General features: G+C 75.3%; 19 protein-coding genes. 13 read left to right on the top strand and 6 right to left on the bottom strand.

Going from position 1 to position 26,061, the window contains the following annotated elements; translation table 11 throughout:
• From ACFVVL_RS24865 to ACFVVL_RS24880, 4 genes are all read left to right on the top strand, one after another.
• Positions 1–849 (top strand): nucleic acid/nucleotide deaminase domain-containing protein, encoded by an 849-nt coding sequence (locus ACFVVL_RS24865; protein WP_387678748.1) that lies wholly within the window; start codon positions 1–3, stop codon positions 847–849.
• Positions 850–884: 35 nt separating this feature from the next.
• Positions 885–2,648, top strand: coding sequence for a hypothetical protein (locus ACFVVL_RS24870; RefSeq protein WP_387678750.1), 1,764 nt, complete (start codon positions 885–887; stop codon positions 2,646–2,648).
• A 143-nt stretch (positions 2,649–2,791) separates the two neighbouring features.
• Complete coding sequence (locus ACFVVL_RS24875; protein WP_380286920.1) at positions 2,792–3,226, top strand: MarR family winged helix-turn-helix transcriptional regulator; 435 nt, start codon at positions 2,792–2,794, stop codon at positions 3,224–3,226.
• A 360-nt stretch (positions 3,227–3,586) separates the two neighbouring features.
• Positions 3,587–4,876: an MFS transporter gene (locus tag ACFVVL_RS24880; RefSeq protein WP_387678878.1), complete on the top strand. Its 1,290-nt coding sequence runs from the start codon at positions 3,587–3,589 to the stop codon at positions 4,874–4,876.
• A gap of 84 nt (positions 4,877–4,960) precedes the next feature.
• On the opposite strand, the gene ACFVVL_RS24885 is transcribed toward ACFVVL_RS24880, so the two are convergent.
• On the bottom strand, positions 4,961–5,485 hold the full coding sequence (locus tag ACFVVL_RS24885) for a GNAT family N-acetyltransferase (protein WP_387678753.1): 525 nt from the start codon (positions 5,483–5,485) through the stop codon (positions 4,961–4,963).
• A 46-nt stretch (positions 5,486–5,531) separates the two neighbouring features.
• Between ACFVVL_RS24885 and thpR the strand changes: the two genes are divergently transcribed.
• The gene (thpR, locus tag ACFVVL_RS24890) at positions 5,532–6,122 is read left to right on the top strand and encodes an RNA 2',3'-cyclic phosphodiesterase (protein ID WP_387678756.1); all 591 of its coding nucleotides are present in this window, start codon (positions 5,532–5,534) and stop codon (positions 6,120–6,122) included.
• A gap of 54 nt (positions 6,123–6,176) precedes the next feature.
• On the opposite strand, the gene ACFVVL_RS24895 is transcribed toward thpR, so the two are convergent.
• Complete coding sequence (locus ACFVVL_RS24895; protein ID WP_380286923.1) at positions 6,177–6,773, bottom strand: TetR/AcrR family transcriptional regulator; 597 nt, start codon at positions 6,771–6,773, stop codon at positions 6,177–6,179.
• Positions 6,774–6,857: 84 nt separating this feature from the next.
• Between ACFVVL_RS24895 and ACFVVL_RS24900 the strand changes: the two genes are divergently transcribed.
• Positions 6,858–7,622: an SDR family NAD(P)-dependent oxidoreductase gene (locus ACFVVL_RS24900; RefSeq protein ID WP_380286924.1), complete on the top strand. Its 765-nt coding sequence runs from the start codon at positions 6,858–6,860 to the stop codon at positions 7,620–7,622.
• Positions 7,623–7,825: 203 nt separating this feature from the next.
• Here the strand turns inward: ACFVVL_RS24900 and serC are convergent, their stop codons facing one another.
• Positions 7,826–8,944, bottom strand: a complete 1,119-nt coding sequence (gene serC / locus ACFVVL_RS24905; protein ID WP_380286926.1) for a phosphoserine transaminase — start codon at positions 8,942–8,944, stop codon at positions 7,826–7,828.
• 202 nt (positions 8,945–9,146) lie between these two features.
• Positions 9,147–10,247 (bottom strand): citrate synthase 2, encoded by a 1,101-nt coding sequence (locus tag ACFVVL_RS24910; RefSeq protein WP_380286927.1) that lies wholly within the window; start codon positions 10,245–10,247, stop codon positions 9,147–9,149.
• 415 nt (positions 10,248–10,662) lie between these two features.
• Between ACFVVL_RS24910 and pdxH the strand changes: the two genes are divergently transcribed.
• The 5 genes from pdxH (at position 10,663) to ACFVVL_RS24935 (ending at position 20,670) form a co-directional block, all read left to right on the top strand.
• Positions 10,663–11,295, top strand: coding sequence for a pyridoxamine 5'-phosphate oxidase (gene pdxH / locus ACFVVL_RS24915; protein WP_380286994.1), 633 nt, complete (start codon positions 10,663–10,665; stop codon positions 11,293–11,295).
• A 242-nt stretch (positions 11,296–11,537) separates the two neighbouring features.
• Entirely contained in the window at positions 11,538–13,031 is a 1,494-nt protein-coding gene (locus ACFVVL_RS24920; RefSeq protein WP_380286928.1) for a TIR-like protein FxsC, read from the top strand.
• Positions 13,028–17,110 (top strand): FxSxx-COOH system tetratricopeptide repeat protein, encoded by a 4,083-nt coding sequence (fxsT, locus tag ACFVVL_RS24925; RefSeq protein WP_387678763.1) that lies wholly within the window; start codon positions 13,028–13,030, stop codon positions 17,108–17,110. Before ACFVVL_RS24920 ends, fxsT begins: the two co-directional genes overlap by 4 nt.
• A gap of 220 nt (positions 17,111–17,330) precedes the next feature.
• The gene (locus ACFVVL_RS24930) at positions 17,331–19,592 is read left to right on the top strand and encodes an FxsB family cyclophane-forming radical SAM/SPASM peptide maturase (RefSeq protein WP_387678765.1); all 2,262 of its coding nucleotides are present in this window, start codon (positions 17,331–17,333) and stop codon (positions 19,590–19,592) included.
• A 97-nt stretch (positions 19,593–19,689) separates the two neighbouring features.
• Positions 19,690–20,670, top strand: a complete 981-nt coding sequence (locus ACFVVL_RS24935; RefSeq protein ID WP_380286931.1) for a 2-hydroxyacid dehydrogenase — start codon at positions 19,690–19,692, stop codon at positions 20,668–20,670.
• Here ACFVVL_RS24935 and ACFVVL_RS24940 read toward each other — a convergent pair.
• Both ACFVVL_RS24940 and ACFVVL_RS24945 read right to left on the bottom strand, forming a co-directional pair.
• Positions 20,664–21,611 carry a DUF4231 domain-containing protein gene (locus tag ACFVVL_RS24940; protein WP_387678769.1) on the bottom strand — a complete coding sequence of 316 codons (948 nt, stop codon included), beginning with the start codon at positions 21,609–21,611 and terminating at the stop codon, positions 20,664–20,666. The two genes, ACFVVL_RS24935 and ACFVVL_RS24940, sit on opposite strands and share 7 nt — an antisense overlap.
• Positions 21,612–21,871: 260 nt before the next feature.
• Entirely contained in the window at positions 21,872–22,636 is a 765-nt protein-coding gene (locus ACFVVL_RS24945; RefSeq protein WP_380286933.1) for an SIS domain-containing protein, read from the bottom strand.
• 223 nt (positions 22,637–22,859) lie between these two features.
• Between ACFVVL_RS24945 and ACFVVL_RS24950 the strand changes: the two genes are divergently transcribed.
• On the top strand, positions 22,860–23,552 hold the full coding sequence (locus tag ACFVVL_RS24950) for a metal-dependent transcriptional regulator (RefSeq protein WP_380286934.1): 693 nt from the start codon (positions 22,860–22,862) through the stop codon (positions 23,550–23,552).
• Between the two features lie 985 nt (positions 23,553–24,537).
• Positions 24,538–25,914, top strand: a complete 1,377-nt coding sequence (locus tag ACFVVL_RS24955; protein ID WP_380286935.1) for a transcriptional regulator — start codon at positions 24,538–24,540, stop codon at positions 25,912–25,914.
• Positions 25,915–26,061 lie beyond the last annotated feature (147 nt).

Below are 26,061 nucleotides of genomic sequence, written 5' to 3' on the forward strand. Positions count from 1 at the left end.
GTGAGCGCGGACAGGGACGACGAGCTGGCGGCGGCGCTGGTGGCGCACTTCGGGGTGCGCGGGTTGCGGGCGCTGCCGATCGCGCCGGCGGGGCCGTTGCGGGATCCGGGGCTGCCGGTGCAGGTGGGGCCGTACTTCCGGGCGACGGGGGAGTCGGATCCGCTGTCGGTGGGGGAATGGGCGGCCGCGGCGGGGCGGGACGCGGGGGCCGCGGCGGCGCAGTTGCGGATCGGGACGGACGGCGGGGCCGAGCTGTACTTCGCGCCGGACCGGTCGGTGCGGGCGGTGGTGCCGGGGGCCGGGCCGCTCGACCTGCCGGTCGCTCCCGGGGTCGGGGCGTTCGCGCAGGGGCTGCTGCTGCTCGACCGGCTGCTGCCGGCGATCGCCGCGTCGGAGCGGCCGGACGTGGCGCTGGCCGCGTACCGGGAGCTGCGGCAGGGCCTGCTGGCCGTCGACCCGGCGGCGTTCGACGACCGCGAGGGCTGGTGGCCGCGGGTGCTGGACGACCTGCGGCGCCCGTTGAACATCGACTCCTCGGCGGCCTTCGAGGTGGTCGACGAGCACGGCGGGAAGCGCATCGTCACGGAGGTGGGCGGGCCCGGGCTGCTGCACCCGGAGGAGCGGCTCTGGCACCGGCTGCGGGCGGAGGGCGTGGAGGCCGGGCAGGTGGTCCGGGTGTACTGCGAGCTGGAGCCGTGCATGATGCCGGGGCACTACTGTGCGCGCTGGATGGCGCGGGAGTTCCCGCAGGCGGAGTTCACCCACGGCTTCGACTACGGGGCGACGGCCGAGTCCAGGGAGAACGGGATCAAGGCCCTGATGCTCAGCGTGGCCGAGCGGCGCGGCTGAGGACGGGGCCGAACGGGGAGGGGGAAGAGCGGGCGATGGTGCGCGACGGGCGGCGGATGCCGCCGCTGGGGGCGGGGCGCAGGCCGGCCGGACTGGCGCTGCTGGGGTGGCTGGACGACCCGAGGGCGCCGAGGCTGTGCCGGGTGGCGGGGCCGCCGGGGTCCGGGAAGTCGCATCTGCTGGCGTGGCTGGTGCGGGGCACCGTCGCGGGGGAGCTGCTCGGCGGGCGGCGGATCCACGCCGTGCTGCCCGCGGCCGGGGCCACCGTGCGGACCGCCGTCTGGTCGCTGGGGCGCCAGCTGGACCTGGTCGCGCACGCCCCGGGCCCGCTGGTCGAGGCGGTCGCGGCGGACGGCCGGCCGGCCGTGGTCTGCGTCCCCGGGCTGGACCTGGCCGAGGACCCGGCCGCGCTGGTGACCGGGCTGCTCGACCCGCTGCTGCGGTTGCCCGGGGTGCGGCTGGTGGTCGAGGCGGCGACCGGCGGTGCGGCGGCCGGGGCGTTCACCGCCGTACCGGCGCCCGCCGTGCTGGACCTCGGCGATCCGCAGTGGACGGACCCGGCGCGGTTCGCCGCCTGGGCGGCGGAGCGGGGCGGCGACGCGACGGCGTACCCGCTGCCCGGCCGGGTGCCCGGGACGTCCGCGGCCCCGGTCGCACCGGTCCCGCCGCCGCCCGGGGCCGATCTGCGCTCGCTGGGTGAGGAGGCGCTGTCCGCGCTCTGGACGGCCGCCGCCGCCGACCCCGGCCCGCTGGCCGCCGACCCGCTGCTCTACGCGCTGGCCGGGCCCGTTCCGGTGACGGCGGCCGTCGAGCGGCGGGACGACGCGCTCGCCCGGGCCTGGCGGGCCGCCGGTCCGGCGGTGGTCGACGAGCCCGACCCGGCGGTCCGGGCCGCCGTGCTGCGGACCCGGCTGCTCGGCGCGGACACCGTGTCGGCGGCCGCTGCGGCCGTCCTGACGCAGCTGCCCGCGCCCTGGAGCGGACGCTGGGCGCGTTGGGAGGGCGCCGACCGGGACTGGCCGGGCCCGGCCGTGGCGCTCACCGCCGGGGCGGGGCCGTACCTGTCGCAGGTGCTGGTGGCCGACCCGACCGGTTCGGTGCGGACCTTCGACGCCGCCACCGGGCGCCGTCTGGGCGCCGTGGTGGTGCCCGACCCGCGTCCGCTGCGGGGGCTGGCGGTGACGGCCGGCGGCACGGTGGTGCTGCTGGACGCCTGGGGCCGCCCGGAGCCGGTGGCCCCGGACGGGCCGCGGCCGGGCCCGGACGCGTCCGGGCCGGCGGCGGCGCTGGACGCGGTGCGGGCGGTGGCGGGGGACCTCAGTGCGGTGGCGGCGATCGGCGCCATGGCCGGATCGGCGCCCGCCTTCGGCGACGCGGACGGCGCCGTGCACTGGGCCGAGGACGGCAAGGTGGTGAGCGAGCGGCTGCACCACGGCCCGGTCACCGCGCTGGCCGGGACCGCGCTGGGCAGCGGGCCGCTGTCCGACCCGGAGATCCCGCTGCTGGTGAGCGGCGGCTTCGACGGTGCCGTCCGGCTCTGGGGTCCGCACTCGGCGCCGATGCCCGAGCCCTCGGACCGGCGGGGCTGCCCGGTGACGGCGGTGGCGGCGGGGGCGACGGCGGCCGGGCCGGTGGTGGCGGCGGCCTGGTCGGACGGGCTGGTCCGGGTGCGGGACCTGGCGACGGGCGGGGTGCTGGACGTGCGGACCGGCTCGGAGGTGTGGTCGCTGGCGCTGGCCGGCACGCTGCTGGTGCTGGGCATGCCGGACGGACTGGCGGCGGTGGACACCAGGCGCTGAACACCCGGCGCCGAACATCCGGCGGTGGCCACCAGGCGCCGAACACCCGCGGCTGAACGGCGCCGAGCCGCTGCCGGGAGCCGGGACGCGGAGCGCCGGAATCCAATTTTCTTTAGCCAGAGTAATGACGTAGGCTAAAGAACATGCCCGAGATGTCCGAGCAGGACCTCGCAGCCATCAGTCAGCTGCGGTCGTCCGCCATGCGCCTCTCCCGTCGACTGCGCCACCAGCGGGTCGAGGAGTCGCTCAGTCCCACCGAGATCGGGGTGCTGGGCACCCTCGCCCGGTGCGGGAAGGCCACGCCGGGTGAGCTCGCCCGGAAGGAGCACGTACAGCCGCCCTCGATGACCAGGATCGTCGCGATGCTGGAGGAGAAGGGCCTGGTGCGGCGCGAGCCGCACCCGGAGGACCGCCGGCAGGTGGTCGTCAGCAGTACCGAGGAGGCCGAGGCGATCCTGGCGGAGTCCCGCCGGCGCCGCAACGCCTGGCTCGCCGAGCTCGCCGAGGGGCTCGACGAGGAGGAGTGGGCGAAGCTCCGCGAGGCGGCGCCCGTGCTCTACAAGCTCGCACACCTCTAGGCACAGCGATCCGGTAGCCGCCGGAGGACGAAGGAGAACCGCATCACCGCAGGACAGCTGACCGACACCAGGAGCGCGACGGCCTCGCCACGGGCCGCCGCGCCGCGAGGGGAGACCACCGTGACACCGCCGGCCGCAGCCAGCGCCGCCGCCACCCGTACCCGGACCGACGAGCAGACCACCGACCCCGCCGCGGCGAGCGCCGCGGCCGCCGAGACCCAGGCACCGGCCCCGACGGGGCTGCCGGGCAACGGCGACGACGACCCCGACGAACGCGCCGCGGCGGACGACCCCGCCGCTCCCGGCCGGACCCGCCCGGCCCCGTCCCCCACCGGCGCCCGCTTCACCCGGCCCGGGGGGATGTTCTCCTCACTGCGCGTTCGCAACTACCGCTACTACTTCGCCGGCCAGGTGGTGTCCAACACCGGTACCTGGATGCAGCGCATCGCCCAGGACTGGCTGGTCCTGAGCCTCACCGGCAGCCCGCTCGCGGTCGGCATCACCACCGCCATGCAGTTCCTGCCGATGCTGCTGTTCGGCCTGTTCGGCGGGGTGCTCGCGGACCGGATGCCCAAGCGCCGGCTGCTGATCTTCACCCAGGGCGCGATGGGCCTGCTCGCCGCCGGTCTCGCCGTGCTGACCATCGGCGGCGTGGTGACCCCGTACTACGTGTACGCGTTCGCGCTGCTGCTCGGCCTGGTCACGGTGGTCGACAACCCGACCCGGCAGGCGTTCGTCTCCGAGATGGTCGGTCCGAAGGACCTCGCCAACGCGGTCAGCCTGAACGCCGCCAACTTCCAGACCGCCCGGCTGGTCGGCCCCGCCGTCGCGGGCCTGCTGATCGCCGCGGTCGGCAGCGGCTGGGCGTTCGCGCTGAACGCGCTGTCGTTCGCCGCCGTGATCGGCGGGCTGCTCGCCATGCGGACGGCCGAACTGCGCCCGACCGCGCCGATCGCCCGCGAGAAGGGGCAGCTGCGGGAAGGGCTGCGGTACGTCAAGGAGCGGCCCGAGCTGCTCTGGCCGATGGTGCTGGCCGGGTTCATCGGCACCTTCGGGTTCAACTTCCCGACGCTGCTGGCGGGTTTCGCCTCCGACACCTTCCACGTCGGCGCCGGGCAGTACGGCCTGCTGAACACCGCGATGGCCGTCGGTTCGCTGACCGGCGCGCTGATCGCGGCCCGCCGGGGCGTGCCACGGCTGCGCAGACTCGTCGGGGCCGCCCTCGCGTTCGGGGCGCTGGAGGTGGTGGCGGCGTTCGCGCCCGGCTACTGGACCTTCGCGCTGCTGCTCACCCTGGTCGGGGTGTTCGGGCTGAGCTTCAACACCTCGGTCAACGCCTCGCTCCAACTGGCCACCGAGCCCGCGATGCGCGGGCGGGTGATGGGCCTGCTGATGCTGGTCTTCACCGGCGGGACGCCGATCGGCGCGCCGGTCGTGGGCTGGGTCACCGCCTCGTACGGGCCCCGGATCGGGCTGCTGGCCTGTGGGCTGGTCTCGGCGGCGGCGGCCGGGGTGGTCGGCCTGGTGCTGGCCCGCAGCGCCGAGCTGCGGCTGCGGCTGGACCTGCACCCGGGCCGCGGCGGCCGGGTGGTGGCGCTGGTGCCGCGTACGGCGGCGAGCGCCAAGCCGGAGCTGGCCACGGCCTGCTGACCCCGGCCCCGCCCCGGCGCGCCGGGGCGGCGCACCGGGGCGGCGCACCGGGGCGGGCCTTCAGCCGACCAGCCGGTCGGTCGGTCAGCCGGTCAGCCGGATCGCCAGGATCTGCCCCGGCCAGGGGCCGGCCGGCTGCTCGACCTCGAAGGACTCCGTCTCGGTGAAGCCGAGCGCCCGGTACTGGCCGACCAGCTTGCGGTCGTCACCGCCGAAGCAGTCCACCCGCAGCAGGCCGATGCCGCGCCGGCGGGCCTCGTCGAGGGCGTCGGCGATCAGGGCGGCGCCGATCCCGGACCCCTTGCGGGACCGGTCCGTCACCAGGTTGCGGATGTACAGCTCGGGCTCGTCCACCGGTGTGGCGTACTCCGGGCGCTGCTCGGACAGGACGCAGGAGCCGACCGTCCGCCCGTCGTCGTCGACCGCGAGCCGGATCAGGAACGGCTCGTGGGCGTACCGGCCGATGTGCTCGACGCGGGCGGGGATGCCGCTGAACGACCGGTCGCCCCACTGCCGGGTGCGGCCCCGGGCGGCCAGCCAGGCCACCGCGCCGTCGAGCAGGGACAGGATGTCGGGGATGTCCTCGGGGCTCCCGTTGCGGATCTTCATGGCAATCCGTTCTAGTCCAAACCGTCTCGCGGGGGAAGATGGCCCCATGAGGCTCTTCGTGGCGGTACTGCCTCCGGTGGAGGCCCTGCAGGGCCTGGCCGACGCGGTGGCCCCGGTGCGCGGTCTGCCGGGGGCGGACCGGCTGCGCTGGACCCCGGCCGACGCCTGGCACCTGACCCTGGCCTTCCTCGGCGAGGTGCCCGCCGAACGGGTGCCCGAGCTGGAGGTCGCACTGGCGGAGGTCGCCGAGGGGCACCCGGTGCACACACTGCGGCTGGCCGGTGGCGGGCGGTTCGGCGACCGGGTGCTCTGGGCCGGGGTGGAGGGGCAGGACTGGGCGCTGCGCCGGCTCGCCGAGGCGGTGTACGAGGCGACCGCGGAGGTGGCGGGGGAGAGCGACGCGTTCCGCTTCCACCCGCACCTCACGCTGGCCCGGGCCGGCTCCGCGCGCGGCCGTCGGCGGGCCGAGCAGCGGACGGCGGCCGTCGAGCTGGACGCCCTGGCGCGGGCGCTGGAGGGCTACCGGGGGCCGCAGTGGGAGGCCGCCGAGCTGCACCTGATGCTCAGCGCGCACGAGGGCGGCAGGGTCCGCCACACCGCGCTGTGCTCCTGTCCGCTGGCCCGCTGGGAGGCCTGACCGGGGCCGGGGCCGGGATCGGGGCCGGGGCCGGGATCGGCCCCCGCCGCCGGCTCAGGGCCAGACCCGCATCGCGTCCGCCGCGACCCGCTCCAGCTCCGCGCGGCCGGCCCCGTCGCGGGCCCGCTGCGACATGCCCTGGACCACGGTGGCGGTGAACTGCGCCAGGGCCGCCGGGTCGGTGCCGGCGGGCTCGTGGCCGGCCGCGACGTCGGCGCGGATCCGCGACTCCAGCGCGCGGACGTTGGCGTTGCGCAGCTCCCGGACGGCCTCGACCACCTCGGGCGAGGTGCAGTTGACCGTCGAGCTGATCAGCAGGCAGCCCCACGGGTGGTCCGGATCGGTGGCCTCGGCGGCGGCCTCGCGCAGCATCCGGGCCACACCGGCCCGGGCGGTGGGCTCCTCGGTGAGCGCGCGGTTCGCGTAGGCGCCGTGGCCCTCCCGGTAGCGGGCGACCACCTCGTCGAAGAGGGCGCGCTTGTCGCCGAAGGCCGCGTAGAGGCTCGGCGGGCGGATGCCCATCGCGGTGGTGAGGTCGGCGACCGAGGTCGCCTCGTAGCCGCGCTCCCAGAACAGCCGCAGGGCCTGCTCCAGGGCGGCCTCGCGGTCGAAGGAGCGCGGGCGGCCGCGCTTCGCGGCGGGAGTGGTCATGCGCCGATTCTATATCGCCCGCTACAGAAAGCGTGCTACGGTTCCTTTCATTAGCGACCGCTACACAAATGGGAGGGTGCGGTCATGTCGAAGCTGACCGGGAAGACGGCGCTGGTGACGGGCGGCAGCCGGGGCATCGGGCGGGGGATCGCCGAGCGGCTGGCGCGCGAGGGCGCGCTGGTGGCGGTGCACGGGCGGGACACGGCGGCGGCCGAGCAGGTGGTGAAGACGATCGAGCAGGCCGGCGGCCGGGCCTTCACGGTCACGGCCGAGCTCGGCGTCCCCGGGGACGCCGAGGCGCTCTGGGCGGCCTTCGACGCCGGGCTGGCCGGGTACGACGGGGGGAGCGGGCTGGACATCCTGGTCAACAACGCCGGGATCGGGCAGTACGGCCGGATCCACGAGGTGCCGGAGGACGGCTTCGACCGGGTCTTCGCGGTCAACGCCAAGGCGCCGTTCTTCGTCGTCCAGCACGGCCTGGGCCGGCTGCGCGACGGCGGGCGGATCGTCAACGTCTCCTCGGGCGTCACCCGGGTGGCCTTCCCGGTCGCCGTCGCCTACGCCATGACCAAGGGCGCGCTCAACACCCTGACGCTCACCCTCGCGCAGGAGCTGGGGCCGCGCGGGATCACCGTCAACGCCGTCCTGCCGGGCATCGTCGACACCGACATCAACCCCTGGCTGGCCGATCCGCAGGAGCGGGCCAGGGCCGCCGGGTACTCGGTCTTCGACCGGGTCGCCGAGGCCGGCGACATCGCGGACGTCGTGGCCTTCCTGGCCTCGGACGACGCCCGCTGGATCACCGGCCAGAACCTGGACGCCACCGGCGGGTCCAACCTCGGCGTCTGAGCGCGGACCGGCCGGGGGTACGCTCGTTGACCGTGGATCCCAAGACTCGCATGCGAATCGTGACCGGCGCCCTGGTACTGCTGCTGGTCGTCGTGCTGATCAGCTCGCTGGTCGGCCAGTAGCGGCCCCAGTGGCGGCCGAAGACACGGGAAGGGCCACCGCCCGGAGGCGGTGGCCCTTCCCCATGTGTCCGCGCGGAGCGGTCAGAGCCGCTCGACCACGTAGTCGACGCAGGCGGTGAGGGCGTCGACGTCGGCCGGGTCGATCGCCGGGAACATCGCGACGCGCAGCTGGTTGCGGCCCAGCTTGCGGTACGGCTCGGTGTCGACGATGCCGTTGGCGCGCAGCGCCTTGGCGACGGCGGCGGCGTCCACCGCGTCGTCGAAGTCGATCGTCCCGACGACCTGCGAGCGCTCGGCCGGGTTCGCCACGAACGGGTTGGCGAACGAGGACTTCTCGGCCCAGCCGTAGAGCCGGGACGAGGAATCAGCCGTACGGGCGACGGCCCAGTCGAGCCCGCCGTTGCCGTTCAGCCACTCCAGCTGGTCGGCCAGCAGGAACAGGGTGGCGATCGACGGGGTGTTGTAGGTCTGGTCCTTCGACGAGTTGTCGATGGCCGTCGGCAGGTCGAAGAACGGCGGGATGTAGCGGCCGGAGCCGGCGATCCCGGCGGCGCGCTCCAGGGCGGCCGGGGAGAAGGACGCCAGCCAGAGACCGCCCTCGGAGGCGAAGGACTTCTGGGGGGCGAAGTAGTAGACGTCGGTCTCGGTGATGTCCACCGGCAGGCCGCCGGCGCCCGAGGTGGCGTCCACCAGGACCAGCGAGCCCTCGTCGCCGCCGGCCGGGCGGGCGATCGGCATCGCGACGCCGGTGGAGGTCTCGTTGTGGGTGAGGGCGTAGACGTCGACGCCGGCCTCGGCGACCGGCAGCGGGTGGGTGCCGGGCGCGGTCTTGATCACGCTCGGCTCGGCCAGCCACGGCGCGGCCTTCACGGAGGAGGCGAACTTGGAGGAGAACTCGCCGAAGTCGAGGTGCTGGGACTTCTCCCGTACCAGGCCGAAGGCCGCGATGTCCCAGAAGGCGGTGGAGCCGCCGTTGCCGAGGACCACCTGGTACCCCTCGGGGAGGGAGAACAGGCTGCTCACGCCCTCGCGCACGCGCTTGACCAGGTTCTTCACCGGGGCCTGGCGGTGCGAGGTGCCGAGCAGGGAGGTCTCGGTGGCGGCGAGGGCACTCAGGGCCTCGGGGCGCACCTTGGACGGGCCGCAGCCGAAACGGCCGTCTGCGGGCTTGATGTCAGCGGGGATCTGGATCTGAGCCACGGGCGCAGCCTACCCGCCGGGGCGGTCGGGAATCGACGGTGGTCCGCCCGCTGAGATGCCGCCGACCGGCCTGCGAGCTGCGGAAACAGCGGGTCCGGTTCATATTCCGGACCCGCTGCTCGGCGACCTGCGGCGACGCGCGACGACGAGCGGCCGCGTGCCCCGGCGCGGGGCGGGCCGCGGTGCCCGGCCCGCCCGGGGGTCAGTGCTTGATGGCGTCGTAGCCCTCGATCTCCTGCGGGCTGCGCGGGCCGGGGCCGATGTAGCGCGCGGCGGGACGCACGAGCCGGCCCGTGCGCTTCTGCTCCAGGATGTGCGCCGACCAGCCGGCCGTCCGGGCGCAGGTGAACATCGAGGTGAACATGTGCGCCGGGACCTCGGCGAAGTCCAGCATGATGGCGGCCCAGAACTCGACGTTGGTGGCCAGCACGCGGTCGGGGCGGCGGTTGTGCAGCTCCTCCAGCGCGGCCTTCTCCAGCGCCTCGGCGACCTCGAAGCGCGGCGCGCCGAGCTCCTTGGCGGTGCGGCGCAGCACGCGGGCGCGCGGGTCCTCGGCGCGGTAGACGCGGTGGCCGAAGCCCATCAGGCGCTCGCCCTTGTCGAGGGCGTTCTTGACCCAGGTGGTGGCGTCGCCGGTGCGCTCGATCTCCTCGATCATGCCGAGCACGCGGGACGGCGCGCCGCCGTGCAGCGGGCCGGACATCGCGCCGACCGCGCCGGAGAGGGCGGCCGCGACGTCGGCGCCGGTGGAGGCGATGACCCGGGCGGTGAAGGTCGAGGCGTTCATGCCGTGCTCGGCGGCGGAGGTCCAGTAGGCGTCGATGGCCTTGACGTGCTTGGGGTCCGGCTCGCCGCGCCAGCGGATCATGAAGCGCTCGACCACGGTCTCGGCCTTGTCGATCTCGCTCTGCGGGACCATCGGCAGGCCCTGGCCGCGGGCGGACTGGGCGACGTAGGAGAGTGCCATGACGGCGGCGCGCGCGAGGTCGTCGCGGGCCTGCTCGGCGTCGATGTCCAGCAGCGGCTTCAGGCCCCAGACCGGGGCGAGCATCGCGAGCGCGGACTGCACGTCGACCCGGATGTCGCCGGAGTGGACCGGGATCGGGAAGGGCTCGGCGGCCGGCAGGCCGGGGTTGAAGCGGCCGTCCACCAGCAGGCCCCAGACGTGACCGAAGGAGACATTGCCGACCAGGTCGTCGATGTCGACGCCCCGGTACCGCAGAGCGCCGCCTTCACGGTCGGGTTCGGCGATCTCGCTCTCGAACGCGACGACACCTTCGAGCCCGGGTACGAAGTCGGACATGCACGGCTCCTTCAGTTCTGCGATCGGCGGCCGCCGTGGTGGGGAGGCACGCCTCTGACCGAATGGTGGTTGGCACTCGGTGCCAGGGTGACAGGCACGGGGTGCATTGCGCCATACACCACGATGGTGATGTTTCCCCGGCGCGCACTTGACTTTTCTCGCGGCGGCCGACCGGGCCCGGCGGATCTCCGGAACCAAGGGCACGGTTGCGGACAAATCACCGTACGACGGACAGCCGATCGGTGGCGAGTCACCTTATCTCCCACCGGGGTTTGTCCGGAGGTAGCGGTGCCGGTTGCTTGTCGTACGGGATGATGTTGATGTGCAGACCCCGGACCGCGCCCAGTCGACGCCCCTGACCCCCGCCACCCGGATCCTGGCCGACGAGGCCCGCCCAGGACCGGACCTCACCGTGATGCGCAAGCACTACGCGCACGAGGGCCTGGCCGAGGAGCAGCTCGCCGCCGATCCGATCGGCCAGTTCACGCGGTGGTTCCACGAAGCCGACGACGCGGGGGTGGTCGAGCCCAACGCGATGGTGCTCTCCACCGCCGACGCCGGGGGGCTGCCCAGCACGCGCACCGTGCTGCTCAAGGCGTTCGACGCCCGCGGCTTCGTCTTCTTCACCAACTACGGCTCCCGCAAGGGCACCGAGCTGGCCGCCAACCCGCACGCGGCGCTGCTCTTCCCGTGGATCGCGCTGGCCCGCCAGGTGATCGTCCAGGGCCGGGTGGAGAAGGTCGGCCGGGACGAGACCGCCGCCTACTTCCGCACCCGCCCGCACGGCTCCCAGCTCGGCGCCTGGGCCAGCGAGCAGTCCAGCCCGGTCGCCTCGCGCGAGGTGCTGGAGCAGCGCTACGCGGAGCTGGAGCGGCGCTACCCGGAGGGCGAGGGGGTGCCGGTGCCGCCGTTCTGGGGCGGGTACCGGGTGGTGCCGGCCAGCGTGGAGTTCTGGCAGGGGCGGGAGAACCGGCTGCACGACCGGCTGCGCTACGTCGCGGCCCCGGACGCCCCGACGGGCTGGCGGGTGGAGCGGCTCTGCCCCTGAGGCGGGTGCGGCGCTGCCCGCCGGGGCACCGGGGAACTGCCCCCGGAACGGGTGCGCCGCCGCCCGCCGGGGCGCCCCGGGGGCCGTCCGCGCTCCCCGCCCGCACGCCCCCGACCAGGGGCGTCGAGGCGCCGGGCCGGACTTGTGACGACACCGCGACAACTTCCTCCGCCCATCGGCTGACCCTCCGTCAAGCCCGCCAGTAAGGTGGGGGCGTTCACCGGGTCGGTGGGGGGTTGTCGGTGCGGCCGTACTTCTTCTTCAGCTACGCACGGCGGGACCAGCTGGCCGGAGGCGCCTTCGTCGACCAGTTCTTCACCGACCTGCGGGACGAACTGGCGCGGATCGAGCCCGAGGCCGGACCGGGCGAGCTGGCCTACCGCGACACCGAGCGGCTGCGGGTCGGCGACGACTGGGAGCGGCAGCTCTCCCGGATGGTCGGCGCCAGCCGCACCATGGTCGCGCTCTACTCGCCCGCCTACTTCGCCAGCGACTACTGCGGCAAGGAGTGGACCGCCTTCGACCGCCGGACGCGGCGCCACGAGGAGCAGACCGGCGAGAGCGTCCCGGCCCTGATCCCGGTCCTGTGGGAGCCGCCGCCCCGGGACCTGCCCGCCGAGGTGCTGCGGATCCAGTACGTGCAGGACGACTTCGGCCCGGAGTACGCCACCGGAGGGCTGCGCCACCTGCTGCGGACCGACCCGCACGGCACGGCGTACCGCCAGGTGGTGCGGGTGATCGCGGAGCGGGTGCGGGAGGCCGCCGCCTGGCGGGTCTCCGAGCAGCGGGACCTCGACCTCGGGCGGGTGGACGGCTGCTTCCCGGTGCCGGAGATCCTGGTGTCCACCGGCCGCAGCAGCCTGGTGCGGCTGTTCGTCGCCGCCCGCTGGGCCGGGGACCGGGCCGTCCAGGGCGCCGGGGACCGCGTCCCGCCGCAGCGCGCCGGGGGCCCGGCGGCCGTGGGCGGGGACGGCGGCGCCGAGCGCGACGAGTGGTACCACGGCGGATGGTACGGGGCGCACCCCCGGGACTGGGCGCCCTACCACCCGCCGCGGATGCCCTCGCTGGCGGTCCAGGCCCAGCAGGTGATCACCCGGGCCGGGCACAGCACCAGCCTGGAGACGGTCGGCCCGGACCTCGCCGACGCGCTCGACCGGGCCCGGGAGAACAACGAGGTCAGCGTCCTGCTGGTGGACCCGTGGGCGGCCGGCCGCGAGCCCTACCGGCAGGCGCTGCGCGACTTCGACCGGCAGAACCACCCGGTCACCGCCGTCCTGCTGCCCGACAGCACCGAGGACCCGCCGCCCGGTCCGGCGCGCGCCCGGCTCTGGGAGGGGGTGCGCGAGGTGTTCGCGCGCACCTGGTTGCACCGGTCCGGGCCCGAGCCGCTCTTTCGCATCCACGTCCAGCGGGAACGCTTCGAGCGCGAGCTCCTGTCGACGGTGACCGTGGCCCAGAACCGGCTGCTGGACCAGATCGACGACGATCCGGAGACGATCCGCGCCCAGTTCGGCCTCGGCCCCGACCCGCGGCCGATGCCCGGGCTCACCATCCCGTCCTGGTCGCCGTCCGTCCCGCCGGACCCGCCGGAACCGCCGACCCAGGCGGGTCCACCCCTGCCACGCCCGGGGAACACCCCGGGGAACGGAGCCGCCCCGGGGGCACGGGCGGCCCTGCGCGAGGAGACCGTGCCCCCGGCCACCCGGGCGCCCAGTGAAGGAGAAGCGGACCGATGAGCCCCGAGCACGCCGCCCTCGCGGACCACGGGTCCGCCGCCCTGGCGCCCCCCGACACCGGCGCCGTCGTCACCTTCTACTCGTTCAAGGGCGGCACCGGCCGCACCATGGCGCTCGCCAACCTGGGCTGGATCCTGGCCAGCCAGGGCCTGCGCGTCCTGGTGGTGGACTGGGACCTGGAGGCCCCGGGCCTGCACCGCTACTACCACCCGCTGCTGGTCGACCCCGAACTCCACGCCACCGACGGCCTGATCGACATGCTCCGGGCCTACGTCGACGAGGCGCTGCCGGGCCCCGGCCGCCCCGGCCCCGGCCCGGACCCCCGGGAGTGGCTGGCCGCCCCCGGCCGGCTGGAGCAGTACCTGTGCGGCCTGGCGCTCGACCTCCCGGACGGCGGCCGGCTCGACCTGATGCCGGCCGGCCGGCAGAACGCCTCCTACTCGGCCGCCGTCACCAGCTTCAACTGGCGCAGCTTCTACACCCGCACCGACATCCGCGGCGCGGAGTTCCTGTACGCGCTGCGCGAGCAGTGGACCGGCAGCTACGACTACGTGCTGATCGACAGCCGCACCGGCGTCAGTGACACCTCCGGGATCTGCACCGTGCTGATGCCCGACACCGTCGTGGACTGCTTCACCCTCGGCGCGCAGAGCATCCGCGGCGGCGTCGACGCGGCCCGCGCCATCGTCGACGCCGACGAGCGCGACATCCGGGTGCTGCCGGTCCCGATGCGCGTCGAGGACGCCGAACGCGCCGGGCTGGCGGCCGGCCGCGACCTCGCCCACGACGCCTTCGCCCCCTACCTGGACTGGCTGGGCCCCGAGCGCCGCGCGGAGTACTGGCGCGACGTCGAGGTGCCGTACAAGCCGTTCTACGCCTACGAGGAGGTGCCGGCCACCGTCGTCGACCGGCCGCAACAGGACCGCACCCTGCTCGCCGCCTTCGAACGGCTCGCCGACTGGCTCACCGACGGCCGGGTGCGCGAGCTGCGGCCCGTCCCCGACCAGGCCCGCCGCCGGCTGTACGCGGCCTACCTGCGCCAGGGCCGCACCCGCTCCCGCCAGGTGTACGTCAGCTACGCCCCCAAGGACCGGGTCTGGGCCGAGTGGATCGCCGGAACCCTGGACGGCTTCGGCTACCTCGCCACCCTGCACAGCGCCGCCGTCCCGCTCGATCCGGGCCCGGCGCAGGCCGCCCCGCTCTCCGAGGCCGCCGCGCCGCTGGACGGCGACGGCCGGCTGCTCGCCCTGCTCAGCCCCGACTACGCCGCCCTGCCGCGCGCCCGGGAGATCTGGCGCCGGCTCACCACCGAGGACCCGGCGGGCGACTCCGGCGGCCTGCTCGCGGTGCGGATCGGCACGCCGGAGCAGCCCCAGTTCGCCGGGCAGCGCGCGCTGGACCTCGCGACCGGCTCCGCCCAGCAGGCCGAGGCCCAGCTGTTCGAGCTGATCGGCCCGCCGCCCGGCGTCGGACGCTGGATGGACTCCGGCGAGCCCGCCGCCGCCCGCCCGCCGCGCTTCCCGGCCGGCCGCCCCGCCGTCCTGGAGGTGCCGCCGCGGCTGCCCACCTTCACCGGCCGGACGCGGCTGCTGGAGGCCGTCCGCGACGGCTTCACCGCCGGTGCCGACGCCGCGCCCGTCCAGGTGCTCTACGGCATCGGCGGGGTCGGCAAGTCGCAGGCCGCGATCGAGTACGCGCACCGCTTCGCGGCCGGCTACGACGTGGTCTGGTGGGTGCCCTCCCAGCAGACCGCGGTGATCCCCCAGTCGCTCGCCGAACTCGCCCCCGCCCTCGGCCTGGAGACCGACGGCGACGTCACCCGCACCGCGCGCGCGGTACTGGAGGCGCTCGGCAGCGGACGGCCCCACCGCCGCTGGCTGCTGATCTTCGACAACGCCGAGGACCCGGAGCTGCTGGACCCCTGGCTGCCCGCCGCCGGGCCGGACGGCCACGTCCTGGTCACCTCGCGCGACCGGCGCTGGGCCCGGCGGCCCGGGCGCACCGAGGTCGAGGTGTTCGACCGTGCGGAGAGCGTCGAACTCGTCCGGCACTTCAACACCGGCGTCGAACGGGCCGACGCGGAACGGATCGCCGAACTCCTCGGCGACCTGCCGCTCGCCGTCGGCCAGGCCGCCGCCTGGCTCCAGGAGACGCCGATGCCGGCCGCCACCTACGCCGACCTGCTCGACGAGACGCTCACCGACATCCTCGACCGCTCCGTCCGCTCCGGCTCCGCCGGGAACGGCTTCGGCGCCGACGCCGGGCGGGCCGCCGAGGAGGGCCCCAACGCCACCGCCACCGCGGCCACCTGGCGGATCGCCGGCTCCGACCTGCGCCGGATCAACGCCCCGGCCGCCCGGCTGCTGGAGATCTGCGGCTTCCTCGGCCCGGACGCCATCCCGATCGGGCTGCTCTACAGCCCGCCGGTGATCGAGGCGATCGGACTCCCGCCCGGCACCTCCGACCACCGGCTCGCCATCGGCGACATCCTGCGCACCGTCAACCAGTTCAACCTCGCCCGCTACGACCAGGCTGCCGGGACCCTGGTGGTGCACCGGATCGTCCAGGCGCTGCTGCGCGAACAGGTCGGCGACGCCGACCGGGACCGGGTCCGCGGCGTGGCCCACCGGGCCCTGGCCCTCGCCGACCCCGGCGACCCCGACGCCCCGCAGCACTGGCCCCGGTACGCCGAACTGCTGCCCCACCTGCGCCCGTCCGGCGCCGACGGGTCCACCGACCCGGCGGTCCGGCAGTGGATCGTCAACTCGGTCCGCTACCTGTGGCAGCGCAGCCTCCACGACGCGGGCCGGGAGCTCGCCGAGCGCGTCCTCGCCCGCTGGCGGGAGCTCGGCCCGCTGGGGGTGGGGCCGGACGTCAAGGTGCAGTTGCTGCGCGTGCAGCTCGGGAACATCCAGCGGACCCAGGGCCTGGTCCGCGAGGCGTACGCGACGGATCGGGACGCGTTCGAGCGGCTGACCGCGCTGCTGGGGCGCGAGCACCGGGACAGCTTCCCCGCGGCCACCAGTCTGGGGGGCGACCTCCGGCACCTGGGCCGCTACCGCGAGGCCCGGGAGCTCGACGAGGAGACCTTGGCCGCCGCGCGCCGGGTTCTCGGCCAGGACCACCCGCGCACACTTATGGCGGAGAACAATCTGGCCGTCTCCATCATGCTCGCGGGAGATTTCGCCGGTGCGCTGGCCATTCACGAGGATCTCTATCCTCGAAAGCTTGAGGTCTTCGGGAAGCGCAGCCCCTACACGATCCTCGGGGGTGTCGTATACGGGCACGTGCTGTGTGAGATGGGGCGACCCGTCGAGGCGCTCACCCGTATGGACAAGGCCGTTCGCCGGAGCCAGCAGGTGCTTGGCGAGGACCACCATGAGACCCTGCGTGCCCGGCGCTACCGGAGCGCAGTCCTGCGCCGGCTGGGCCGGCTCCCGCAAGCGCTGGTCGACGCCGAGGACGTCCACCAGCGGCTGTTCGAACGGTTCGGCGCCGATCATCCCGGAACGGCGGCTGCGGCGGGTAGCCTGGCGGCCGTGCTCGGCACGCTCGGGGACACTGAACAGGCCGTAACCCTTGCCGAGGAGTCGTACCTCTACCACCGTGACCACTTGGGCGCCGGCCACCCCATGGAGCGCTTGGGGGCGGGCAATCTCGGCGTGGCACTCCGGCGGGCCGGCCAGGCCGAGGGGGCGCACGCGGTCTCGGGCAAGGTCCTGGACGATCTGCTCGCCGCGCTGGGAGAGGAGCACCCGTACGTCGGGATCGCACGTCTCAACCGGGCCAACGACTTGGCGCACGCCGGAAGTCACAGCGAAGCGCTGGCCCAGGCGGAAGCGGCCGCCGCGCTCCTCACCGAGCGCTTCGGACCGGAACATCCCGATGCCCTGGCAGCCACCGCGAACGTCGTCCTGGCGCTCGCCGTCGTCGGCGAGCCCGCGAGGGCGGCGGAACTGCGGGTACGGACGTTGACCAGGGCACGGGCGGTGCCGTATCTGGGCGACGGCCATCCGCTGACCGAAGGGATCAGGGTGGGGGCCTGGCTGGACGTGGAGATCGAGCTGCCAGTGGTGTGACAGGTCTCCTCCGGCCCTTTGACACAGGGGAATCGACTATGGATCGGCTTGCGGACCAGGACCTCGCGGGGGACCCGATACGGCAGGGTGGCGCTGCCGGGCGGCCCACCCTTGTGGAACTGGCGCGTTGCGACGTGGGTGAACTGGCCCGGTTCTTCGAGCTGGCCCTCTCCTGCGCCGATGGCCAGCCGTACTCACCCTTCAACTCCGCTATCTGAACATGCCGTTCACGCAGGTCGTGCTGAAGGTCCACAGCCGGTGCGACCTCGCCTGCGACCACTGCTACGTCTACGAGCACGCCGACACCGGCTGGCGTTCCCGACCGCGCGTCGTCGGGGACGCCGTGCTGGGCAGAGCCGCCGAGCGGATCGGGGAGCACGCCGCGGCCCACGGGCTGACGGCGGTGCGCGTCGTCCTGCACGGCGGTGAACCGCTGCTCGCCGGACCGGAGGTGATCCGGCGGGCGGCGGAGGCGCTGCGGGCGGCGCTGCCCGAGGTCTGCGAACCGGACCTGCGGGTGCACACCAACGGCGTCCGGCTCACCGCGGCGTACTGCGAGCTGTTCGACGAACTCGGCATCCGGGTCGGCCTCTCGCTGGACGGTGACCGGGCCGCCAACGACCGCCACCGCCGGTTCGCGGACGGCCGGTCCAGCCATCCGCAGGTGCTGCGCGCCGTCGGACTGCTGCGCGAGCCCCGGTTCCGGCACCTGTTCGCGGGGCTGCTCTGCACCGTCGACGTGGCGAACGACCCGGTGGCCGTCTACCGGGCGCTCGCCGAACTGCAGCCCCCGGCCGTGGACTTCCTGCTCCCGCACGCCACCTGGGAGCACCCGCCGCAGCGCCCCGCCGGGGCGGGCGCGACACCGTACGCCCACTGGCTGCTGGCCGTGCACGCGCACTGGGAGGCGGACGGCCGCCCGTTCGCCGTCCGCACCTTCGACTCGGTGCACCGCACCCTGTCCGGGCTGCCCGGGCTGAGCGAGTCGCTCGGGCTGGAGCCGGTGGACCTGGTGGTGCTGGAGACGGACGGCACGTACGAGCAGGCGGACAGCCTGCGGACGGCCTACGACGGCGCGCCCGCCACCGGGATGGACGTCTTCCGGCACAGCCTCGACGACGTCCTGCGGCATCCCGGGATCGCCGCCCGGCAGTCGGGCCTGTCCGGGCTGAGCGCCACCTGCCGGGCCTGCCCGGTGGTGCGTTCCTGCGGCGGGGGCCTGTACGCGCACCGCTACCGGGACGGCTCGTTCGACCACCCCTCGGTGTACTGCGCGGACCTGCGGGCGCTGATCGACGGGCTGGCGGCGCGCGCCGGGGGCGCACGACGCCCGGCCCCGGCGGTGAACGTCACCGGGCCGGAACTCAGCGACGCCCAGCTGGCGGAACTGGCGACCGGACTGGGCTCCCCGGAGACCGTCCGGGCGCTGGCCCGCTCCCAACTCGCCCTCACCCGCGCGATGCTGGCCGCCGTGCGGGGTTCCTCGGGCCTGGCCCGCTCGGCCGCCTGGGAACTGCTCGCCGACCTCGACGCGACCCGGCCGGCCGCCGTGGACGCCGTGCTGGCCCACCCGTACGTCCGGGCCTGGGCCGCCCGCCGCCTGAGCGGCGACCCGGCCGCGGGCCTCGGCCCGCTGGCCGAACTCGCCGCCGCGGCAGCCGTCGTGGCGGCGCGCGGGGACACCGTGGCGGTGCCGGTCCGCGACGGATCCCTGTACCTGCCGACCCTCGGCCGGCTCACCCTCGGCGGGGGCGTCCGCGAGGCCCGGGTGACCGGCGGGCGCACGGGCTGGACGGCGCGCACCGACGACGGCACGCTCACCGGCCCGGGTGATCCCCGCTGGCAGCCGGTCCGCCGGATCGGGCCGGTCGCGCTGGAGGACCTCGACCCCCGACGAGCCGTCCACGGCTGGCCGGTGGAGGACCGGCTGTCCTCCGCCGGGTACGCCGAGTGGGCCCGCGACCTGCGGGCCGCCGCCCGCCTGCTCGACCGCGACCTGCCGGCCCACGCCGCCGGTCTGCGGGCCGGCCTGACCACCGTCACCCCGCTGCGCCCCGCCCCGGACGGGCACGACCTCAGCTCGGCGGCCCGCCAGGCCTTCGGCGCGGTCGCCATCGCCCGCCCGCGCGACGCCTCGACCCTGGCCCTCCTCCTCGCCCACGAGTTCCAGCACGTGAAGCTGGGCGCGGTGCTCGACCGCCGGGAGCTGTACGACCGCAGCGACACCCGCCTGTTCGAGGCCTTCGACCTCTCCCCGCGCCCGATCGGCTCCCTGTTCCAGGCGGTCTACGCCCACGTGGCGGTCACCGCCTTCTGGGGCGCCCGCGCGGCGGACGGCCCGCCGTCCGCCCGGTCGCGGTTCGCGCACTGGCGGGCGCTGACCGACGCGGCCGTGGACCTCCTCGCCGGCAGCGGATCCCTGACCCCCCTCGGCCACCGCTTCGCCACCGGGGCCCGGGAGTCGCTCGACTCCTGGCCGTGACGGATCCGGGGACGACGCCCTGCGCCGCAGGTGCCCGGGACGGCACCCCGCCCCCTCGTCCGGCCCGGCGCGGGGGCGGAGCGTAGATTCAGGACCCATGAACGAGCTGCCCCCGGTCCTGGTCACCCGCCGTCTCGCGCCCGGTGTCGCCGAACGGCTCACCGCGCACCTCCCGGCCACCGTGCACGACTCCGACCTGCCGATGGCGCGCGCCGAACTCCTCGCCGCCGTCCGCGGCCGCCGGGCGCTGATCACCACGCTGGACGACCGGGTGGACGCGGAACTGCTCGACGCGGCCGGCCCCGGCCTCGCGATCGTCGCCAACCACGCCGTGGGCCACCACAACGTCGACCTCGCCGCCTGCGCCGAGCGCGGCATCCCGGTCACCAACACCCCCGGCGTGCTCACCGCCGCCACCGCCGACATGGCCTGGGCCCTGCTGCTCGCCGCCACCCGCCGCCTCGGCGAGGGCGAGCGGCTGCTCCGCTCCGGCGGGACGTGGGCCTGGGCGCCGAACTTCCTGCTCGGCCTGGAGCTGACCGGCACCCCGCTCGGCATCCTCGGCATGGGCCGGATCGGGCAGGCGGTCGCCCGCCGGGCGCGCGGCTTCGACATGCCGGTCCGCTACCACAACCGCCACCCGCTCCCGCCCGAGCAGGCCGACGGCGCCGAGTGGCTGCCGCTGGAGGAGCTGCTCGCCACCTCCCCCGTCCTGGTCGTCACCTGCCCGCTCAGCGACGCCACCCGGCACCTGCTGGATGCCCGCCGGCTCGCCCTGCTGCCGCCCGGCGCCGTGGTGGTCTCGATGACCGCCGGCGTCGTCGACGAGGAGGCGCTCGCCGCCGCGCTGGAGTCCGGCGCCCTGTTCGCCGCCGCCGTGGACAACTTCGCGCACGAGCCCGCCGTCCCCGCCGCCCTCCTCGCGCAGGACCGCGCCGTCCTCGCCCCGCACCTGGGCAGCGCCACCGTCCGCACCCGCCGGGCGATGGGCGACCTCGCCGTCGACAACGTCCTCGCCGTCCTCGCCGGCGAGGACCCGGTCACCCCGGTCACCCCGGCCGGCCCGGTCGCTCAGTAGTCGCGGTCGGCGGAGCCGTTGACCTCGCGGCGGGCCTGCCAGGTGGTGTGCTCGCGGGAGACGGCGTCCTCGGCGTCGCGGGCGAGGCGGGCCCAGAGCTCCTCGGCGTCCGGGGAGCCGACGTCCAGCCGGGCCAGCTGGGCGCGGATCTGGGCCAGTTCGTCGGCGGCCAGGCCGTAGGCGGCGGCCAGCGGGCGGTACTGGCGCAGCTGGGCCCAGGCGGTGACCGAGGCGGCCACCGCGGAGACGGTGCCGAGCGCGTCGAAGGTGAACCCGCCCATCGCCCGCAGCACGGCGAGCACCAGGCCGAGCAGCGGCAGTGCCACTCCGGCCACGCCGGTCCAGAAGCCGGCGCGGGCGCAGCGGCGCGACTTCGACCGGTACCAGTCCTGCTGCACCTGGATCCGCTCGCGCAGGTAGACGTCCCGGCGGACGGCGAGCGGCTGCTCGCGCAGCCCGCGCATCGCCGGGGTGATCTGGCTCTCGGCCGGCCGGCCGGCCAGGCCGGGGCCGACCGCGCGGCTGCCCCGGAAGGCGTGCAGCACCCGGCCGAGCTGGAGGCCGTAGAGGCCCTCGGCGTCCGGCAGCGGGCGCGGGGGCGGCTGGACGGCGTCGGCCCGGACGGCGAACTTCCAGGCGAGCGTCTTCACCGACTCGGCGGCGGCCCGGCCCTCGTACCAGAGGCCCTGCGGGTTCTGCCGGCTGATCACCGCGGAGAGGGCGATCGCGCCGAGGTAGGCGACGGCGGCGAGCCAGGCCCACACCGTGCCGTCGGCGGAGCCCGCCGTCGCGGCCGCGACCAGCAGCACCAGTTCGGCGGCGGAGAGCCGCACCGCCCTGGTCTGCCCCTGCTGGGAGGCCGAGTCGGCCGCCCAGAAGAGTTCCGGCAGCAGCTCGTGCTCCCGCACCACCCGCTCCGCCCCGCCCGTGCCCGACGTCATCCCGTCCCCCCGCTCGCCGCTCCACCGCCCCGGCGGTACTTGCCCCGGCGGGGGGACGGGTACGCCTCGGGCGGGTGATGAGGCCGGTTCCGGTGGGGCCGGGGTGGCGGCGCGCGGCCCGGTGCCGGGGCGCGCGCCGCGGACGTGCTCCGGACCGCCGCCGGCCGGGCGTCCAGACCGGTCGGCCGTTCGGCGTAGCCGGCCTGGTGCCGGCGGCCGCGCCGCCCTACGGCGAACGGCCGGACGCGGACGGAGGGCGGTCAGAAGGTGTAGAAGATCCGTTCCGCGTTGTCGGCCATCTGCTTGGCGTTCCACTCGGTGCCGCCCGGCACGTTGCCGGAGCGGAACAGCGGCGGGGTGGCGCCGGTGCCCGCGAGCGCGGCGTCGGCCAGGCGGTCCACCGCGGAGGCGACCACGGCCTGCATCAACGCGCTGGTCACGATGGTGGAGACGGGGCCGAAGGTGGTCTCGGCGCCGGGGTGGGTCAGCTCGCCGTCGCCGACCGCGATCTTGTTGTCCAGGACGACGTCGCAGTGGTCCTTGAGATAGGTGCCGGAGGGGTGGGCGGAGGCGATCTCGCCGGGGTAGGCGAGCGAGGTCAGCCCGATCACCTTCAGGCCCCGGCCCCGGGCGTGCTGGGCCAGCTCGACCGGCATCACCTGGCGGCCGGAGAGCGAGATGAGGAACAGCAGGTCACCGCTGGTGGCGGGGGTGTGGTCCAGGGCGGCGGTGGCGAGTCCGGAGACCCGCTCCAGGGCGCTGGACAGCGGCGCCGGCATCACCGTGACCCCGGCCATCCCGGGGACCTCCAGCAGGTTCACCGGGACGAGTCCGCCGGCCCGGTAGACGACGTCCTGGGCGGCCAGCGAGGAGTGGCCGGCACCGAAGGCGAAGATCCTGCGCCCCTCGGTGACCGCCCCGGCCAGCAGGGCGGCGGCGGCCTCGATGTTCTCCGCCTCCTCGGTGCGGACCCGCTGGAGGTGCGCGATCGCGGCGTCGAAGTACCGGCCGACCAGCTCGCTCATCAGTTGCCTTCGCTCTCTGCCGGTGGGGGATTCCGGCCGGGTGGGGGCGGGCCGTGGTGGTCCGGGCCGCGGGGGAGAAAGCTCCGGCCAGCACCGTGCTGCCTCACCGGCGCCGCTGTCAACAGTCGCGAAAAGCCGCCCCCGCCGCCCCGGGGCGGGCCCGGCAGTCGGTGCGGTAGGTCAGAATTGGCGATGAGGACACCGAGGAACGGAGCCAGCGGCGATGTCTGGGCTGATCGACACCACTGAGATGTACCTTCGCACCATCCTGGAGCTGGAGGAGGAGGGCATCACCCCGATGCGCGCCCGGATCGCCGAGCGCCTGGAGCAGAGCGGTCCCACGGTCAGCCAGACGGTCGGCCGGATGGAGCGCGACGGACTGCTGCGCGTCGCGGGCGACCGGCACCTGGAGCTGACCGAGGAGGGGCGCCGGCTCGCGGTGCGGGTGATGCGCAAGCACCGCATCGCCGAGTGCCTGCTGGTCGACGTGATCGGCCTGGAGTGGGAGCAGGTGCACGAGGAGGCCTGCCGCTGGGAGCACGTGATGAGCGAGACGGTCGAGCGCAAGGTGCTCGCCATGCTCGGCCACCCCACCCAGTCCCCGTACGGCAACCCGATCCCGGGGCTGGACGAGCTGGGCGACGCCAAGGCCGAGGGCGAGGGCTTCGACGCCGGGCTCGTCCCGCTGGACGCCGTGCTGCCGGGCGCGGACGGCGCCGACGTGGTGGTCCGCCGGATCGGCGAGCCGATCCAGACCGACGGGGAGCTCATGCGCACGCTGCGGCGGGCCGGGGTCCGGCCGGGGTCGACGGTGCGGGTGAGCGCCGGGGTCGGCGGGGTGCTGGTGGGCACCGGTGAGAACGCGGCCGAGCTGGGCAAGGACATCGCCGCGCACGTCTTCGTCGCGCAGACCTGAGCACGCCGGGGGCCGGCCGCGTGAGGACCTGGGCACGCGGCGCCCCGGGTGCGTGGCGCCCCGGGCAGGCGGCGACCCGGGTGCGTGGCGACCTGAGCACGTGACAGCCGGCGCGACGGCCGGGCAACGCCGGACGGGGCCGGGCGCTCCCCGCGCTCCCGGCTCCGTCCGGCCCCTCCCGTTCCCTCCCGCTCTCCGCGGCACCGGCCTCCCCGAACCCGGCCGGTACCGCGGCCCCGCCCCGTCCCTCCCGTCCCTCCCGTCCCTCCCGTCCCCTCCGTCCCTCCCGTCCGCCTCGCCCGGCTTCCCCGACCGAGCGCCCCGTCCGGCGGCCCCTCTCGCTGGAAGTTCTCCCACTCGGACGATCAAGGCAATCCTTGAGCGCTGTCACTCGTACGAGGGGCTTTCACCGCTGGCCAGCGGGTACACCGAAGCCTTATCCGCACATGCGTATGACGGGCCCCGTCTCCGGTGGGAGACAAGGCCCGTCACTCGCGCGCGGGGTCTCGCGCAGCGCACGCCCTCACTCGATCGGCGCAGGGCGGCAGTCCAGGGGTGCGGCCGGGGGCGGTCGGCGCACCGCCGCGGGCCGGACCGGCCGGGCGGCGGACGACGGCGCGTCACGCCCCCGGCCGGGGAGATCGCCGAGGTCCTCCACGGGATGCTCAACTACCGTGCGTGAGCCGGGTTACGGCCGGGGCCCGGTCATTGCGCCAGGTGGGGGCTCTTCACCCGAACCGGTGAGGCGGACCGGGCGGGAGCGCGCCGGGGGGAGGCGGGGTGGGCGCAGTGGGGGCGCACAGGAGCATATGGGCGGGCGCGTGGGGGGTCGGCATCGTCACCGTGGGTATCCCGCTGGCGTTGCTGATCGCTAACCTGGTGTCAGTTTCCTTGAACGGTCGGACAGTCGGCAACTCGGCAACAGAGATCAGCAGAAAGCGTCGCCCGCCGGCCGGGACCGGAGGGTGTGGGGAGGCGAAGCCCAATGGCCGCGAGACCACTTGTCGCACGACAGCCCAACGAGCGTCTCCAGCAGCTGATCCAGGAGGCCAGCTGCTCCAACGCCGGTCTGGCACGGAGAGTCAACCTCTGCGGTGCCGAGCACGGTCTGGACCTGCGGTACGACAAGACCTCCGTCGCGCGCTGGCTCCGCGGCCAGCAGCCGCGCGGGCAGGCGCCGGCGGTGATCGCCGAGGCGCTCGGGCGCAAGCTGGGGCGCAGCGTGTCGGTCGAGGAGATCGGCATGGCCGACGGCAAGAACCTCAGCTCCGGCATCGGCCTGCAGTTCGCGCCGACGCTGGGCGCGGCGCTGGAACAGGTCTGCGAGCTGTGGCGCAGTGACGTCGGCCGCCGGGACTTCCTGACCGGGGCGACGGTGGCGGCCTCCGCGCTGGTCGAGCCCAGCCGGGACTGGCTGATCACCCCGCCCGACCCGGTGGTGGCCCGCACCGGCGGGACCAGGGTCGGCCCGACCGACGTCGCGGCCGTCAAGGCGACCACCGCGATGCTGGTCGACCTGGACCACCGGTTCGGCAGCGGGCACGTGCGCCCGGTGGTGGTGCACTACCTCAACAGCGTGGTCTCCGGGCTGCTCGGCGGCTCCTACCGGGACGAGACCGGGCGTCAGCTCTTCGCCGCGGTCGCGCGGTTGACCGAGCTGGCGGGCTACATGGCGGTGGACACCGGCCAGCCCGGCCTGGCCCAGCGCTACTACATCCAGGCGCTCCGGCTGGCCCAGGCCGCCGACGACCGGGGGTACGGCGGGTACGTGCTGGCGGCCTCGATGAGCCACCTGGCGGCGACCCTGGGCAACCCGCGGGAGATCGCCCAGCTCGCCCGGGCCGCCCAGGAGGGCGCCCGGTCGGTCGCCACCCCGACCGCGATGGCGATGTTCTACGCGGCCGAGGCGCGCGGGCACGCCCTGCTCGGCGACGCCAAGGCCTGCGAGGCGGTGGCCGCCAAGGCGCTGGAGATGATGGAGAAGCGCCGCCCGGAGGACGACCCGGACTGGATCGTCCACTTCGACGACGCCTACCTCGCCGACGAACTGGCCCACTGTCACCGGGACCTCGAACAGGCCGGCCCGGCCGAGCACTACGCCCGCCGGGCGCTCGACCTGCACCCGCCGACCCGGGTGCGGCGCCGCGCGGTGGACCTCGTGCTGCTGGCGACGGCGCAGCTCCAGCAGCGGGACGTCGAGCGGGCCTGCGAGACCGGGGCGCAGGCGGTCCGGCTGCTGAGCGGGCTGCGCTCCAACCGGGGCGTGGAGTACCTGGACGAGTTCCGGCGCCGTCTGGAGCCCTTCCGGGAGCAGCGGGTGGTCCGCGAGTTCCAGGCCCGCGCGGAGGCGGAGGCGGCCTGAGCCGGGGCCGTCGAGGAGGACGGCGCAGAGCGTGCAGGGTCGGTGAGGGATGGACCGCCCACGTGGTCGGCCGGTTCGGTGAACCGGTAGCGTGGGCGCGACGTCCAAGGAACTGTGATGCTCCCAAGAACCGACGAGATGTGGTCC

The sequence above is a fragment of the Kitasatospora sp. NPDC058115 genome (assembly GCF_042884635.1).
Classification (GTDB): domain Bacteria; phylum Actinomycetota; class Actinomycetes; order Streptomycetales; family Streptomycetaceae; genus Kitasatospora.